Origin of the sequence: Pseudomonas sp. IT-P258, from assembly GCF_949767825.1 — a bacterium.
Taxonomy (GTDB): Bacteria; Pseudomonadota; Gammaproteobacteria; order Pseudomonadales; family Pseudomonadaceae; genus Aquipseudomonas; species Aquipseudomonas monachiensis.
In genome coordinates this window covers 288,379-303,700 of the sequence record NZ_CATKPU010000076.1, presented here as the reverse complement: position 1 = coordinate 303,700, position 15,322 = coordinate 288,379, and the positions used below count along the sequence as shown (strand labels likewise).

The window sequence follows — 15,322 nt, the reverse complement described above, 5'->3', positions numbered from 1 at the left end:
TTAACCCTCCTTGACCAGGCCGAGATCGGTCAGCACGTTGCGGGTGGCGCTGTAGTAGCGCACGTACCCGGTGCAACGGCAGATGTGATGACCGAGGCTGTCCTCGATGACTTTTTCCAGCTGGCTTTTGACGATCGGCTGACGCTGCAGCTTTTCCACCAGCACGGTCGCGGCATTGACGAAGCCCGGCGCGCAGTAGCTGCACTGGAAGGCGAATTCATCGACGAAGCGCTGCTGGATCGGGTTCAGCTCGGTGACCTTGCCCTGCTCGTCGCGGGTCGCATGGCCTTCGATGGTCCGCACTTTCTTGCCTTCGAAATAGTGTGCGCCGGTGATGCAGGTGCGCACTTCTTCGCTGGTGCCGTCCGGGTTGTCGACGATCACCACACAGGCGTGGCAGATGCCCTGGCCGCAGCCCAGGCGCGAACCGGTGAGGTTCTTGTATTCGTGCAGGTAGTCGATCATCGGCAGGTCATCAGGGATGTCCACCGGGCCGACGGATTGACCGTTGAGGGTCAGTTGAAGCGGACGGTTAGCCATTGAGGGCCTCCTTGATGCGTGCAGAAGTGATAGGCAGGTCGCGGACACGTTTACCGATGGCATGGGCCACGGCGTTACCGATGGCGCCGACCACCGGGATCATCACCACCTCGGCGATGCCCTTGGACGGGTCGCTCGGCGACAGTGGCGGCAGGATTTCCGCCGTCTGTTTCCACACCGCGACGTGACGCGCCATTGGCAGGCGGTAACGGTTGAAGTTCCAGTCCCCCTCCCCCGGCCCGCCTTCGTACAACGGCATCTCTTCCATCAGCGCGTGGCCGATGCCCATGGCGATCCCGCCTTCGAGCTGGCCCCTGACCAGTTCTTCGACCAACACCCGACCGCACTCGACCCACGAGTGATGGTTGAGTACCGACACTTCGTTCGAACCCTTGTTGACCTTCACTTCCACCAACGTCGCGACCGGGCTGTAGTAAGTCACCGCCGCGTTGTTCAACTGGGTTGCCGGGTAGGCGATACCCTGCCGATCCAGCAGATGGAAACCGGCGCTGTTCATCTGCGCCTTCTTCGCCTTCGGTGCACCGTCGCCGTACTTCACAGCCAGGCCGTCGAGCGGCAAGCGTTCACGCACGCCGTCGATGCTGAACTCGGCCTCGGCCCAGCTCCAGCGGTTGAAACCGTGCACGGTGGCGCCGCTCACCAGGCCACGTTCGTGAACGCGCTTGGCGAGCATGGCGAATGGCAGTGGCGCCATGCCGTTGGCCGTGAGCTTGCCGTCGACCCAATGGGCGTCTTCGCGGCGCACCACGTAAGGGTTGGCCTGGCCGCCGTAAGGGCCTTGGCGCCAGATCTCCATCGCCGCTGGCCACAAGCCGTGGTTGAACAGCACGCGCGCCGCTTCACGGGTGGCGTGACTGAAGTAGTACGCCGAGTTGGTCGCCGACGAAGCCGAAGCCACCTTGCCGACCCAACGTGGGTTGCGCAGGAAATTGTCCTGCTCGGCCTGGCTCATGATGTACGGGTTGCCGCCACTGACCAGCTGCAACTCTTTCCATTCGGTTTCGCCGGTCTTCACTTCGTGCGCCGCAATACCGAGGAAATCGGCCACGACCATGGCCTGGGAGGTGGACATGCCAGTACCGATTTCGATACCGATGTGGCGCAGGCTGATGCGACCTTCGGCAGTGAATTCAATGCTGGCCATCGGCGCTTCGGAACCGGTACCGAAGTCCTTCTGGCAGATGGCGAAACCCACCCCGTACCAGTTGTCCGGATCGGCGGCTTCGCGTTGCTTCTTGATCGCGTCGCGGTTTTTCCAGGTGTCGTGGACCGCCGCCTTGTCGAGAATCTCGTGCAGGCGCAAGGCACCGGCCGGGATCGCGCCCTGGGTGTTCTTCATACCCGAGCGCAGTGCGTTCTTGCGGCGCAACTCGATGGCATCGACACCGAGGCGACCGGCGATTTCGTCGACCATCATCTCGGTCGCCGCCATGCTCTGCAGGGTGCCGTAGCCACGCATCGACCCGGCTTCAACGGCGCGGGAGTGATAGGCCGTGACCTGCAGATCGTTCTGCGGCATGTAGTAGATCGACTGTGCCGCCGTGGCGCCCACCGCCGCCACCGACGGGCTGTAGTTGATCCGCCCGCCACCGTCGACGCTCATCTCGGAGCGAAAAATCTTGAAGCTGTGGTCGTTCTTGTCCACCGCCAATTGGTAGCGGATGTCGAACGGGTGACGCTTGATGCCGCTCTGGAACTGCTCGTAGCGGTCGTTGGCCAGGCGTACCGGCACACCGGCGCCGTACAACGCCGCCAGCGCTGCGTAGTAGACGAAAATGTTGTGGTCTTTGGAGCCATAACCGACGGTGTAACCCGGGTGCATGTTCAGGTTGGCCAGGCCGAAACGCGACGGCGCGATCATCTTCGCGGTCTCGGTCGCGGTTTCCAGCGGGCACTGTGTCGCCACCACGAAATGCAGGGTCTTGGTCGCCGGGTCGTACCAGCCGTTGCCGTTGTCCGGCTCCAGGGCGGCCGGTTCGATCGACGGGGTCTTGTAGCGCTCGTCGAATACCAGCCAGTTGTCCGGCGGCGTATCGATCTGCTGCTTCATGCGGTCGGCGTAGAACAACCCGCGCTCGGTCAGGTTGCCGTGCAGGTTCGGCTGGGAGTTCCACACCGGACGACGGTTTTTCAGCATCGGGAACAGGATCGAATCCTTGAGGCTGGCGAACTCGTCTTCGTCCGCCGAGGTCGCACCGCCGACGCGCACGTAGCGGAAGCTGCCGTAAGGATCGCCTTCGTAGAACGGCGCTTTCTCGCCGTAGCGGATTGCCTTGTCATTGAACTTGAGTTGGTTCTTGGCCTGACGGAAGCGCTCGAAATCGTTCCAGATCAGGATCGCCACCGGGTGCCCGATAAACATCGGCACCTTGCCGGCCGGCAACAGCGGATCCGGGGCGTGCTCCTCAGGGAACACGATTCCGTCCTTGACCAGGTCTTCGGCGGTGACGATGCGGTCCGGTTGCAACTCGGTACCGAGCCACGACAGGTTGATGCCTGCGAAGATGTGGTCGGCCTTGATGGTTTTGAGCAACATGGCGTGGCCTTGCTGCTGCGGCCAGCCCGGCATGTCCTTGGCGCGGATGTCGCGGGCAAAGACCTTGCTGCCGCAGACCTTGGACAAGGCATCGTTACGGGCGCGCGCCTTGCCATTGTTGCCGAGCCACTGCTCGGACGGCACGGTCACGCTGCTCTCCATCAAGGCGGCCAGCGCCTGGCTGCTCAATGGTGTGAGCGTCACGCTCACACCCGCTACCAGCCCGCCCTGAAGGAACGAGCGCCGGGATATATCACGGTTGGACATGGATCATCCTCTGGGCGGTTATGGGGTCCGCCCTTCTGGTTATGTTCTGGAAATCTCGAGTCTTGCAGAAGCCCTTTTCGACGATGCAAAGGGCTGTTGTTTACAGTGCAAAGCTGACCGAAAGGTTAAGTTTATAGGCTTATGCCTTCGCGGAAAACCAAAAACTGACCAAGGAATCAAAAAACCGCGACTTTTCGACGCAGCAGATCGATGAACAACCCCAACTCCCGGTTGATGTGCTCGCCCTTGCGCAACAACAACCCGAAGGGCTTCATCTAGACATCCAGCGCCATCACCAAGCCCATTTCAAGATAGTCGCGCAATGCAGTTTCCGACAGCATCTTGATCGCGTCGATCGTTGAACAGCGGCTATTCCTTTGCTGGCGAGGGTCGATCCGGTCACTCATCGGCATTTCCCCGGACGTAGCAACGGACAGGTCGAACAGTAGTCTGCGGGTTCGGTGGCCAGGTAATAAAAGCAACAGGTTCGGCGAAAGCGAATGCTGCGCTGCCCGTCGTCCACCAGCGTCGGCGGTCGGCGGAAATGGCTCAGCGGGTTGTAATCCAGACCGAACAACGCAGGCTCGGCTTGTGTCAGCAGCCAATTGAAATCCGCTTCACAGCGCTCGCGAATTGACGGGTCCTCGGTTTTCACCATGCGTTTTTCATACAGCGAATAAACTCGCACGGCGGTGTTTTCCCAGAGGATGCGCCGGGAAACACCGGTGACACGATTGAAGGTTTGCCACAGCGGTTTCAGCAGTCCGGCGAACAGTCCCCGCACCAAGGCTTCCCGCCAGGCCTCGCGCTCATTGAGGCCATAGGTCAGTGGCTGACCGTGATGCACCGGCATTGAAGACGTCCACAGCCCCTCATCGTGACCGTATTCGATCACCGTGTTGTCAGGTGTCAGTAAAAGGCCTTTGTCATACACCGACATTGCATACAAACAGGCGCCAGTCGCCAGAAACGACAAGCGCTTGCCCAGCAGCGAGGCCGTGATCGCCCGGGTTGGCGAGCCGATCACCGGGCCCAGCGCATCCAGCAGTTGCTTGCACACGTCTTCCTGCAACAAGTCTCGGGCCATCAGCGAACGCAACGGGTCGCGCTCGTCGCTGTCCTTGAGCCGCAAGCCGCCGGACAACAGCGCCCACTCCGACGCCGCGAAATGACGTGCCAGACTCATTGTGGCAATTCCCGGCCAAACGGAATGCACAACGGCGTCCCGAAGAACGGATCGGGAATGATCCGGCAATTGAGGTCGAACACAGTCTTGACCAGGGTCTCGGTCAACACCTCGTCGGGCCGCCCTTGGGCAAAGGCCGTCCGGTTGTGCACCGCAACCATATGGTCGGCGTAACGACAGGCCAGATTGAGGTCGTGCAGCACCATGATGATGGTCTTGTTTTCGAGCCGGTTGAGGTCGCGCAACAGGTCCAGCACTTCGATCTGGTGCGCCAGATCAAGAAAGGTAGTGGGTTCGTCAAGCAGCACGATGCCGGTGTCCTGGGCCAGGGTCATGGCAATCCACGCACGCTGGCGCTGGCCACCGGACAACGCGTCCACCGGCCGGTCCGCCAGGGCCTGCAGACTGGTTTGCGCCAGCGCGCGGTTGACCATGGCTTCGTCTTGCGCCGACCACTGTTGCATCCAGCTCTGATATGGATAACGCCCCAGCGCCACCAACTGCCTGACGGTGATGCCCTCCGGCGCGCTGGGGGTCTGGGGCAAAATGGCCAACTCCCGGGCCACGGTGGCCGTGGACTTTTGCTGGATATCCACACCGTTGAGAATCACCGAGCCCTGCTGCGGCTTGAGCAGTCGGGCGAAGGATTTGAGCAAAGTGCTTTTGCCGCAGCCGTTGCTGCCAATCAGTACCGAAATCTTGCCCTGGGGCAGTTGCATGTCCAGCGCATCAATAATCACCTGGCGCTGATAACTCAGGGTCAGGCCGCGACTTGCAATCGACGTCATACGTTGAATTCCTCAATGACGCTGTTTGATCAACAAATAGAGAAAAAAGGGTGTGCCCAGCACGGCGACAAAAATCCCGGCCGGCAGATCCAGCGGCAAAAACAACACACGCCCGGCGAGGTCGGCCAGCACCACGAGGTTCGCCCCGACCAGCGCCGCCATCAGCGCCTGACCAGCGAAACCCGGGGCCACCAGACGCTTGGCAATGTGCGGCGCAATCAGCCCGACAAAGGCTATCGCCCCGCCCCAGGCAATCGCCGCACCGGCCAATGCCACGCTCACCAGCAACAAACCGGCGCGCAACCACTGCACGCGAACGCCAATGCCTTGGGCCAGTTGGTCATCCAGTTGTTGCACCATCACCTGCCGGGCCAGCAGCACCAGCAGCGGGCAAATACCCAACAACCAGCGACTCAGCGCCAGCGGTTCCGGCCAACTGGCGCCGTACACGCTGCCGGTCAGCCAGACATAAGCCGACAGGGTCGTAGTCAGCGGACTGAAGACCAGAATGAAGGTGGTCGCGGCGGTCAACATCGCGCTGATACCGACCCCGATCAACACCAGGCGCAGCGGTGAAGCTCCCTGCTTCCAGGCCAGCAGATAGATCGCCAATGCCGCCAGCCCCGCGCCGGACATCGCCGCCAGCGGCAGATACTGTTGACCCAGTGCGACGGAGAAAAACGACAGATACAGCACCGCCGCCGCACTGGCGCCGCTGGTGATACCCAGCAGGTCAGGTGACGCCAGCGGGTTGCGGATGATGCTTTGCAGAATCAGCCCGGACACCGACAACGCCGCCCCCACCAGCGCCGCCAGCAGCATGCGCGGAAAGCGCAGTTGCTCGACGATGAACGTCAGGCTGGGGTCCTGGCTCGACAGCAAAATGCGCAGCACCTGCAGCGGCGACAGCATGACTTTGCCCAGCGACAGCGAGCCGAGCATGATCAGCGTCGTGACCATCAACGCCGCCATCAATCGCCACATCGTGGCGACATTGATCCGCCGGGAAAACCCGCTGCGGCGCCAAGTCAGGACCTTATCCATAACGACCTCCGCGCCGGGCCAACAGAATGAAGAACGGTGCGCCGAACAACGCCATCATCACGCCCACCGGCACCTCCTGCGGCAGGATCAACACCCGCGACAAGGTATCGGCCAGCAGCAGCACAATCGCGCCGAGTAGCGCACTCCCCGGCAGCAACCAGCGGTGATCGATGGACAAGCCCTTGCGCACCATGTGCGGCACCAGCAAGCCGATAAACCCGATGCTGCCGGCCAATGCCACGGCACTGCCCGCCAGACAGATCACCAGCACGCTAATCAGCAGCCGGATCAATCCGGTTCGCTGACCCAGGCCGGTGGCGATCTCCTCGCCTGCGTTAAGTACGTTAACCTGCCCCGCCAACAACATCGCGCCGAACAGCCCGAGTACGCCACAGATCAGCATTGGCGCGGCGACCGACAGGCTACGCTCGGTCAACGAGCCCGCCAGCCAGAACAGCACCGTGTCCAGGCCATCCTGATTGGCCACCAGCAACGCCTGGCTGAATGCGGAGAACAACGCGGCCATCGCCGCCCCCGCCAGCACGATGCGCAACGGACTGAGACTGCCCTGCCCCATGTTGCCGATCAGCCACACCAGGCTGCCGGCCACGGCCGCGCCGATGAACGCGCACCACAGCCAGGCATCCGGGGATGACAGGGAAAACAGCGAGGAACACAGGATGATAAAAAAAGTCGCGCCGGCATTGATCCCGAACAAGCCGGGGGACGCCAGCGGATTGCGCGTCAGCGCCTGCATCAAGGCCCCCGCCACTGCCAGGCTCGCGCCCACGGCCATCGCCATCAAGGTGCGCGACAGGCGTGTGGTGGTCACCAGTACATGGCTGACGCTGAGCGGGTCGGGATGCACGAAGGCAGCGGCAATTTGCGAAAGCGGAATCCAGGTCGCTCCGACTGCCAGGCTCAGCACACTGCTGAGGAGCAACACGACCCCGGCACAGCACAGTTTCAAACCATTGCTCATCAGGCCGCATCCGCCGTGACCAGCCGCGCCACATCATCGAGCATCAGGTTCGCCCCGAGCATTCCGCCCGACAGGCTCCAGGCCACGCCGTCGACCCGCCACACCTGCCCCTGCTGCGGCGCACGCATTTGCTGCCACAGCGGATGCTGCACCAGGCTGTCATAGTTTCGCTGCACTGCCGGTTTCTCCGCGCGCAAGAAGACAAAGAAAATGTCGGCATTGACCACCGCCAGACTTTCCTTGCTGGTGAGTTTGATCGATACCCCGCTCGCCGCCCGACTGGCCTGACTCCACCCCAACCCCAGCTCAGTGACTACCGAACCTGGAAAACTGGCCGGCAAATAACTGCGGATATGGTCTTCGCGGACATCCAGAATCGACACCGTCGGCGGCCAGCGCCCGGCAAACTTGTGCTGCAGTTGCTGGCGCAGTTGTGCCGTGCGCAGCTGCCAGCGGGCCAACACTTCGTCGGCCCGCTGCTGGCGATGCAAGGCCAGGCCCATCAGTGCCAAGGTCTTCTTGAATTCGAACACCTCCTCCAGCATCACCACCGGGGCGATCTGCTTGAGCAAGGGTGCGATGCGCTCATGGCGAAAGCGCGAGGCGATGATCACGTCCGGCTTGAGCAGCGCGATGTCCTCAAGGCTCGGCTGGGTTTCCAGGCCGACATGGGGCACCGGCTCCAGCGCCGAGCGCAGATAGCGATAGGTGGGCTTTTCACTCCAGGAATCGACGATGCCGCAGGGTGTGATGCCCAACGCCACGGCGCTGTCGGTGGCGCCCTGAAACAGGGTGATCACCCGCAGCGGCGCGGCGTCGGCCAGAGCCCACGCCGATGGGGTAAACCTCAGTGCAAGCACGCCCAGGGACAGGCGCAGCAGCGTGCGCCTGGAGGGCGTTTTGACCTGTTCGTTCTTGAGTGGGTTAGTGAGACTGGGCATGCTCTGGTCCTCTGCAATCGATGCATGACACAACTCGGCGGCGCCCTTCCCTGTGGCGCAACGCACGGTTGAATCGATTCAGAAGTCGACGGTTGCCGAAAGGAGGTAGGTTCGTGGCGTCGCGAGCGTCAATCCTGGCTCGCTGTCATCCGAGGCCCCGGCGGAACTCCAGTAGCGCTTGTCAGCCACGTTCTCGACATTGGCCCGCAGGGTGATGTTCTTTTCCTCGACCTTGAAGGCGTAGCGAGCGCCCACGTCGAAACGCGTCCAGGCGTCGATTTCCTTGTTATTGGACTGGTCCAGATACTGAGAGCTGGAATACATGCCGCGGCTGGTCAGGGTCAGGCCTTGTACACTTGGCACGTCCCACTCGGCCCCCAGGTTGACGTTGTACTCCGGCGTGGCAGGAGCGCGATTGCCGTCAAAGGTACCATTGGTGGTGTTGGTCAACTCGCTGTCGATGTACATCACGCCGCCGAGCAGGCGGAAACCGTTGAGCGGCTCACCGAACACACTGACTTCCACACCGGTGTTTTCGCGTTTGCCGTTCGGGCCGAAAACCCGCGTCGTGGCGTTGGTTTCATAAGCTGGCTGCTTGATCCGGAATACCGCGGTGGTAATGGCGAACGCACCCGCATCATATTTGGCACCGACCTCGACCTGCCGACTGATGAACGGCGGGAAGATCTCGTCTTCGTTCACCGAGGTTGACGGCGCGATCTTGCCCTGGCTCAGGCCTTCCATGTAGTTGGCATACAACGAGAGCTTATCGGTAGCCTTGAACAGGATGCCGCCCGAGGGCGAAACCTTTTCTTCATCGTAGCCCGTGTCGCCTTTGACATTATCCGTCCAGTCGTCAACCTGCACTCGCTGCCAGCGGGCACCGAGGGTCAGCAGTACCCGATCATCGAAGAACCCCAATGTGTCGGACAACGCCACGCTGCTGGAACGGTTCTCGGTATACACCTCAGAATCGAGTCGCGTGGGAGTGATGGGCGTCGGTGTTTGCACCGGGTTGTAGATGTTGCTCGGGGCGGCGGCATAACGGGCGCCGCCGTTTTCGAAGTCCATGTAGAAATAGCTGGCAGCCAGGTTGACCTCATGGCTCACCGAACCGGTATGGAACCAGTTGCGCACCCCGGCGTTGGCCGTCCGGACATTTTCGTCACGGGTGAAGTCACGTGGCAGAACACTGAAGTTGCCCGCGTCGTTGGTGACCGCTACGGCGTGCCGAAGGAAGTCATGATTACTTTTACGCGCGCCCGCACCGGCGTACACCATGACGGAATCGCTGACATCGTACTCGCCGGTCACCGTCCCGAAGGTGTCCTTGGTACGCGCCTTGCTCCACGGCTGCGCATAGTTGTGGCGAACATCGCTGGCGTGCGGAACCTGCGCGTTGGCACCCACCTGCACGCGTTCCTGCGGGGCGTCGGTGTCACGCTCGTTATGTCCAATGTCCGTCGAGAGCCGCAGGCGTTCACCGCGAAAATCCAGGCCCAGCACAGCCATCTCGCGGTCAACGCTCTGGTGATCCCATTCGGTGTCGCCGGACTGCTTCACGCCGTTGAAACGAACACCGAACATGTCCCCCTCACCAAAGCGCCGACCGATGTCCACGGCCCCGCCGACCTGGCTGCCGGAAGCATAGTTGCCGGTAAACGACGTAATGGGCACGTCGGTGGCGCGCTTGGGCACCACGTTGATCCCGCCACCCACGCTGCCCCGCGGCGAGATACCATTGATCAGCTGGCTCGGGCCTTTGAGGATGTCGACGCGGTCAGCCATCTCCATGTCAATGGAGTAAGTCGGCAGGATGCCGTAGAGACCGTTGTAGGAGACATCACTGTTGAACAGGCTCATTCCACGAATGGTGAACTGCTCATACCGCCCACCCGCCGGGTTGGTGGCGCGAACCGAGGGATCGCTGGCCACGAGGTCGCCCAAGGTACGCGCCTGAAGGTTTTTCACCAACTCACTGGTGTAGGTGGTCTCGCTGAACGGCGTCTCCATGAAATCTTTCGAGCCCAGCAAGCCTTGCGACCCACGGCGTGCGACCTGCCCGCCGGCATATGGATCACCGTGCGCCGTGTCTGCCGTCGCGTAAATAGAAGTAGCGCCCAATTGCAGGCTGCTTCCTGTTGGCACCGGGGTCAGCATGTACGCCTGTTCGCCCACTGGAAGCAGTTGCAGACCGGAACCCTGCAGCAGTTGGGCGAAGCCCTCCTCCACCGCGAAGTCACCGGAAAGACCGGGGCTGGTTCGCCCGCTCACCAGTGCCGGGTCCACTGACAGATTGACCCCGGCCAGCCCGGCGAAACGGGTCAGCGCAGCGTCGAGACTACCGGCTGGCACCTGATAGCTGCGGCGCGGCGCGTCTTCGGCCCAACCGGCAGAGATGAACAACGGACAGGCACTCAGGCTCAACAACAGACTCAAGTGCAACAACGGGCGCAACCTGGATGGAGCCGGACGCATACTGCAAGACATCACTGCGGGCATTGTGAATCTCTCTGATTTCGTTTCGCTTACCTTGAATGACAAGCGAGGCGAAAAAAGGGGACACGCTTTAAACACTATTTTTGCGCTGCACCAGCGTTACCCAGTAACGCGTACGCGAATGCACTTCCAGCGGCAGGCTGGCCGCGAGCAGAGCCAGAATGCGATCGGTGTCTTCAAGGCGAAAACTGCCGGTGATGCGCAGCGATTCCAGCTCGGGCTCCCAACGCAACACGCCCAGACGATAGGTGCCGAGTTCGCGCAGAAAATCCCCCAAGGGCTGGTTCTGCGCCATCAGCACACCCTCACGCCAGCCCGGGGCCAGCACGTCAAATGGCTCCACGGCACCGACACCCGCCGCTTGAAGGCTGACTTGCTGGCCACCGCGCAACGAAAAGACCGGTCCGTGCAGAGGCTGCAACTGCACCGTGCCTTTGAGCACTTGCACCTTGCAGCCCGTCTGCCCCTGACGAACACACACCTCGCCCTGACTGACGACCACTTGCCCGAAGTGCGTGAGAATCGTCAGCGGCGAGATCCCGGGCACATTCAGTGCCATTTCACCTTCCACGAGGGTCAGGCGCCTGTGCTTGAGGTCGATATCGACGGCACTGGCAGTGTTCAGTTGCACAGAGCTGCCGTCGGCCAACCGGACCTTTTTGCTTTCCCCGGTGGCGGTCCGCAGGTCGGCACTCCAGGCATCCAGAGGCAACTGTCGACTGATCAGCCAGGCAGTCGGCAGCAAAGCCACCGCCCCGACAGCGCGCTTGAGCACCGTACGTCGACTGGCTTGTGGCCGGCCCAGACTGGCCATGGCAAGGGCCGGTGGCAGGTCGGCAAAGCGTTGGCGCAAGAGTTGCGCTTTCTGCCAGGCCTGCTCGTGACTGGAATGGCTATCGCGCCAGCTCTGCAACTGCGCCCGATCCTGCTCATTGGCGCAGCCGGATTCCATGAGGGCCAGCCACTGCGCGGCGGCCCGCACGACTTGCCGGGCCTGGGCCGAAGGTGCCGAACCGTTCACATGTCCACCAGCAGGCAATGTTCGTAGGCTTGAGCCATGTAGCGCTTGATCGTGCGTTCCGATACTTGCAGGCGCTCGGCAATCTCTTGATAGCCCAGGCCTTCCAGCTGACTCAAGAGAAACGCTCGGCGTACCGGGCCCGGCAATCCATCGAGCAATTCGTCCAGGGCCTGCAGGGTTTCCAGCAGGATCCAGCGTTGCTCGGGGGACGGCACGCAGTCCTCGGGCAGCAACGCCAATGCATCGAGATAGGCTTGCTCCAGGCTGCGGCGCTTGTAGAAGTTGGCCAGCAGCCGCTTGCCGACTGTCGCCAGGTAGGCGCGAGGCTCTTGCAGGTCGGCGATGCGCTGAGAGCTGGCGAGCAAACGAACGAAGGTGTCCTGGCTCAGATCCGCAGCGTCGCTGCCGTTGCCCATGCGTCGTCTCAACCATCCTTCGAGCCAGCTCCGGTGATCGCGGTACAGGTCGTGGAAGGTTTGCTCCGGCGGCAACGCTGCATCACTCATCTAAAGGAACCCTGCGCGAAGAAATATTATAAATGCGACTCATTCTAATTAGTGTTGATAACTCAAACCAAGTCCTTTGTGCAAATCGCACCCGGTAAATACTTGAATAATTTGATGACAGGCCGAGATATCGGCCGCGCGGCGCCGGTTTATCGAGGCTGTGGATTATTGAGGGGAGTTTTCAAGAGACAACGGAATTCACTGGCCATCCGCGCGTGGTCGGCGGATGCGAAACCGTGAGGGTCGTGAGGAAGGAGAAAAAGCCAAATCGCAGAAACAAAAAACCCCGGTCTTTCGACCAGGGTCTTTGCTATCGACTCGAAGTAACCAATGGTTTCTTCGTAGCTCCAAGGCGTTCAGTGGGCCTCGGGGCAGATATGGCGCAGCGGACGGGACTCGAACCCGCGACCCCCGGCGTGACAGGCCGGTATTCTAACCGACTGAACTACCGCTGCGTATCGCTTTGGACTTGCGCCCAAGTAACTCGGTCTGATTGAAAACTCAGTAGCTTTTCAATCTCGAATCAGAACATGCCTGACTCGGAAAATATGGCGCAGCGGACGGGACTCGAACCCGCGACCCCCGGCGTGACAGGCCGGTATTCTAACCGACTGAACTACCGCTGCGCGTCGGTGGAGGCATTTCAGCCTACCTCTTGCTTTCGCAAGTATCTCGGAAGTGGTGGGTGATGACGGGATCGAACCGCCGACATTCTGCTTGTAAGGCAGACGCTCTCCCAGCTGAGCTAATCACCCGTTTGCATCTCCGAGGCCGCGAAATTTACGCAGGTAGCGAACCTAAGTCAATAGCAGGATTGAAGTTTTTCTGAAAAAGACAAAATCATTTCATTCCGGCCAATGTCGGCAACCATCAGTCCGCTATCGTCGGAACGCCGCCCGGAGCCTGCTCGCGATGAGGGCGATACATCAACGCCAGTATCACTCGCTGTAAATCATCTTCTTGGTCATGCCGCCATCGACCACGAATTCCTGGCCGGTGACAAACCCGGCGTTTCTCGACAACAACCAGGCCACCATCGCCGCCACATCCTCAACCGTGCCCACCCTGCCCGCCGGATGCTGGGCATGATCGGCTTCGCTCAACGGTTCGGCACGCCGTACCGAAGGATCGCGCGCGTCGATCCAGCCAGGGCTGACCGCATTGACCCGGATCTCCGGACCAAGGCTGATGGCCAACGCATGCGTCAGGGCCAACAGACCGCCCTTGCTCGCCGCATAGGCCTCTGTGTCGGGTTCCGACTGCCCGGCGCGGGTCGAAGCCAGATTGACGATGGCGCCGTTGTGAGCGCGCAGGTACGGCGCACAGTGCTTGGCCAGCAACATCGGCCCACTGAGGTTCACCGCCAACACCCGATTCCAGTGAGACAGATCGAGGCTTTCCAGGGTGATGTTGTGCGGATCGGCAACCGCCGCGTTGCATACCAGCGCATCCAGTCGCCCGAACTGGCCGAGCACCTCGGCCACGCCCAGCGCGACCTGCCCTTCATTCGAGACATCCATGGCAATGAACCAGGCGTTGTCGCCCAGCACTTTCGCCACTTTCGAACCGCGCTCCCGGTCCAGATCGGTCAGCACGACTTGCCAGCCTTCGCTGATCAGCCAGGCCGAGATCCCCAGGCCAATGCCCCGCGCAGCACCGGTCACCAGCGCTACGCGGCCATTTGAGCCAGTGGTCGGCGTAGACAACTGGATCACAACGCAGCCAGGCCGCGCGCCAGATCGGCTTGCAGGTCCGCCACGTCTTCCAGACCGACCGCAACGCGGATCAGGCTGTCACGAATGCCCGCCGCTTCACGCTCCTGAGGCGCCAGGCGACCATGGGAAGTGGTGCTCGGATGGGTGATGGTGGTTTTGCTGTCACCCAGGTTGGCGGTGATCGAAATCAGGCGCGTGGCATCGATAAAGCGCCAGGCGCCCTCTTTGCCGCCCTTCACTTCAAAACTGACGACCGCACCGAAGCCCTTCTGCTGGCGCAGCGCCAGTTCGTGCTGCGGATGGCTCTTGAGGCCGGCGTAATGGACTTTCTCGATGCCTTCCTGCTGCTCCAGCCATTCGGCCAGTTGCTGGGCGTTGGCGCAATGCGCCTTCATTCGCAGGTTCAGGGTTTCCAGGCCCTTGAGGAAGATCCAGGCGTTGAACGGGCTCAGGGTCGGCCCGGCGGTACGCAGGAAGCCGACCACCTCTTTCATCTGCTCGCCGCGGCCAGCGACCACGCCCCCCATGCAACGGCCTTGGCCATCGATGAACTTGGTGGCCGAGTGCACGACGATGTCCGCGCCCATTTTCAGCGGCTGCTGCAACGCCGGAGTACAGAAGCAGTTGTCGACTACCAGCATCGCGCCTTTGGCGTGGGCGATTTTCGACAGCTCGGCGATGTCGACCAATTCGGCCAGCGGATTGGACGGCGACTCGACGAACAGTAATTTGGTATTGGCCTTGATCGCCGCATCCCAACCGGACAAGTCCGCCAGGGCCACGTAATCGACTTCGATACCGAAACGCTTGAAGTACTTCTCGAACAGGCTGATGGTCGAGCCGAATACGCTGCGCGACACCAGTACATGATCACCAGCGCTGCACAGGCTCATCACCACGGCCATGATCGCGGCCATACCGGTGGCGGTGGCCACGGCCTGCTCGGCGCTTTCCAGCGCGGCAATGCGCTCTTCGAAGGCGCGTACGGTCGGGTTGGTATAACGCGAATAAACGTTGCCCGGCACTTCGCCAGCGAAACGCGCAGCGGCGTCGGCAGCGGTACGGAACACGTAGCTGGAAGTGAAGAACATCGGATCACCGTGTTCGCCTTCCGGCGTGCGGTGCTGACCGGCGCGTACGGCCAGGGTATCGAACGCTACACCTTCGAGGTCGCTGTCCAGCCGACCGGCATCCCATTCCTGACTCATGCTGTCACTCCTTGCCCTGCTCTTGATAGATGAAAGTATTTTTTGCCAGATACAAAACCGGCCCCTCA

At 61.5% G+C, this 15,322-nt stretch carries 12 protein-coding genes, 3 tRNA genes and 1 pseudogene; all 16 read right to left on the bottom strand.

Features of this window, described 5'->3' with window-relative positions; genetic code table 11:
- The 16 genes and pseudogenes from ACM6G4_RS23955 to ACM6G4_RS23880 all read right to left on the bottom strand — a co-directional run bounded on the left by ACM6G4_RS23955 (position 1) and on the right by ACM6G4_RS23880 (position 15,254).
- Positions 1-540 carry a (2Fe-2S)-binding protein gene (locus ACM6G4_RS23955; RefSeq protein WP_007982256.1) on the bottom strand — a complete coding sequence of 180 codons (540 nt, stop codon included), beginning with the start codon at positions 538-540 and terminating at the stop codon, positions 1-3.
- Positions 533-3,364, bottom strand: a complete 2,832-nt coding sequence (locus tag ACM6G4_RS23950) for a xanthine dehydrogenase family protein molybdopterin-binding subunit (RefSeq protein WP_414914754.1) — start codon at positions 3,362-3,364, stop codon at positions 533-535. Before ACM6G4_RS23950 ends, ACM6G4_RS23955 begins: the two co-directional genes overlap by 8 nt.
- 176 nt (positions 3,365-3,540) lie before the next feature.
- Positions 3,541-3,717, bottom strand: a pseudogene (locus ACM6G4_RS23945) (LysR family transcriptional regulator); the annotation flags it as partial.
- A gap of 50 nt (positions 3,718-3,767) precedes the next feature.
- Complete coding sequence (locus tag ACM6G4_RS23940; protein WP_414914753.1) at positions 3,768-4,550, bottom strand: IucA/IucC family C-terminal-domain containing protein; 783 nt, start codon at positions 4,548-4,550, stop codon at positions 3,768-3,770.
- Positions 4,547-5,338 (bottom strand): ABC transporter ATP-binding protein, encoded by a 792-nt coding sequence (locus ACM6G4_RS23935; protein WP_414914752.1) that lies wholly within the window; start codon positions 5,336-5,338, stop codon positions 4,547-4,549. The genes ACM6G4_RS23940 and ACM6G4_RS23935 overlap by 4 nt, the downstream gene beginning before the upstream one ends.
- Positions 5,339-5,350: 12 nt before the next feature.
- Entirely contained in the window at positions 5,351-6,382 is a 1,032-nt protein-coding gene (locus ACM6G4_RS23930; protein WP_414914751.1) for a FecCD family ABC transporter permease, read from the bottom strand.
- Complete coding sequence (locus ACM6G4_RS23925; protein ID WP_414914750.1) at positions 6,375-7,364, bottom strand: FecCD family ABC transporter permease; 990 nt, start codon at positions 7,362-7,364, stop codon at positions 6,375-6,377. Before ACM6G4_RS23925 ends, ACM6G4_RS23930 begins: the two co-directional genes overlap by 8 nt.
- Positions 7,364-8,305, bottom strand: a complete 942-nt coding sequence (locus tag ACM6G4_RS23920) for an ABC transporter substrate-binding protein (protein WP_056722202.1) — start codon at positions 8,303-8,305, stop codon at positions 7,364-7,366. The genes ACM6G4_RS23925 and ACM6G4_RS23920 overlap by 1 nt, the downstream gene beginning before the upstream one ends.
- A gap of 78 nt (positions 8,306-8,383) precedes the next feature.
- Positions 8,384-10,807 carry a TonB-dependent receptor gene (locus tag ACM6G4_RS23915; protein WP_414914749.1) on the bottom strand — a complete coding sequence of 808 codons (2,424 nt, stop codon included), beginning with the start codon at positions 10,805-10,807 and terminating at the stop codon, positions 8,384-8,386.
- A gap of 67 nt (positions 10,808-10,874) precedes the next feature.
- Complete coding sequence (locus ACM6G4_RS23910) at positions 10,875-11,825, bottom strand: FecR domain-containing protein (RefSeq protein WP_056722199.1); 951 nt, start codon at positions 11,823-11,825, stop codon at positions 10,875-10,877.
- Positions 11,822-12,331, bottom strand: a complete 510-nt coding sequence (locus ACM6G4_RS23905; protein ID WP_056722197.1) for a sigma-70 family RNA polymerase sigma factor — start codon at positions 12,329-12,331, stop codon at positions 11,822-11,824. The genes ACM6G4_RS23910 and ACM6G4_RS23905 overlap by 4 nt, the downstream gene beginning before the upstream one ends.
- Positions 12,332-12,709: 378 nt before the next feature.
- A tRNA-Asp gene (locus ACM6G4_RS23900) sits at positions 12,710-12,786 on the bottom strand.
- Positions 12,787-12,880: 94 nt separating this feature from the next.
- Positions 12,881-12,957: transfer RNA gene (locus tag ACM6G4_RS23895), tRNA-Asp, on the bottom strand.
- 53 nt (positions 12,958-13,010) lie between these two features.
- Positions 13,011-13,086 (bottom strand) — tRNA-Val (locus ACM6G4_RS23890).
- A 183-nt stretch (positions 13,087-13,269) separates the two neighbouring features.
- A complete protein-coding gene (locus ACM6G4_RS23885; protein ID WP_414914748.1) occupies positions 13,270-14,046 on the bottom strand; it encodes an SDR family oxidoreductase in 777 nt (258 codons plus the stop codon).
- Positions 14,043-15,254 carry an O-succinylhomoserine sulfhydrylase gene (locus ACM6G4_RS23880; protein ID WP_414914747.1) on the bottom strand — a complete coding sequence of 404 codons (1,212 nt, stop codon included), beginning with the start codon at positions 15,252-15,254 and terminating at the stop codon, positions 14,043-14,045. Before ACM6G4_RS23880 ends, ACM6G4_RS23885 begins: the two co-directional genes overlap by 4 nt.
- Positions 15,255-15,322 lie beyond the last annotated feature (68 nt).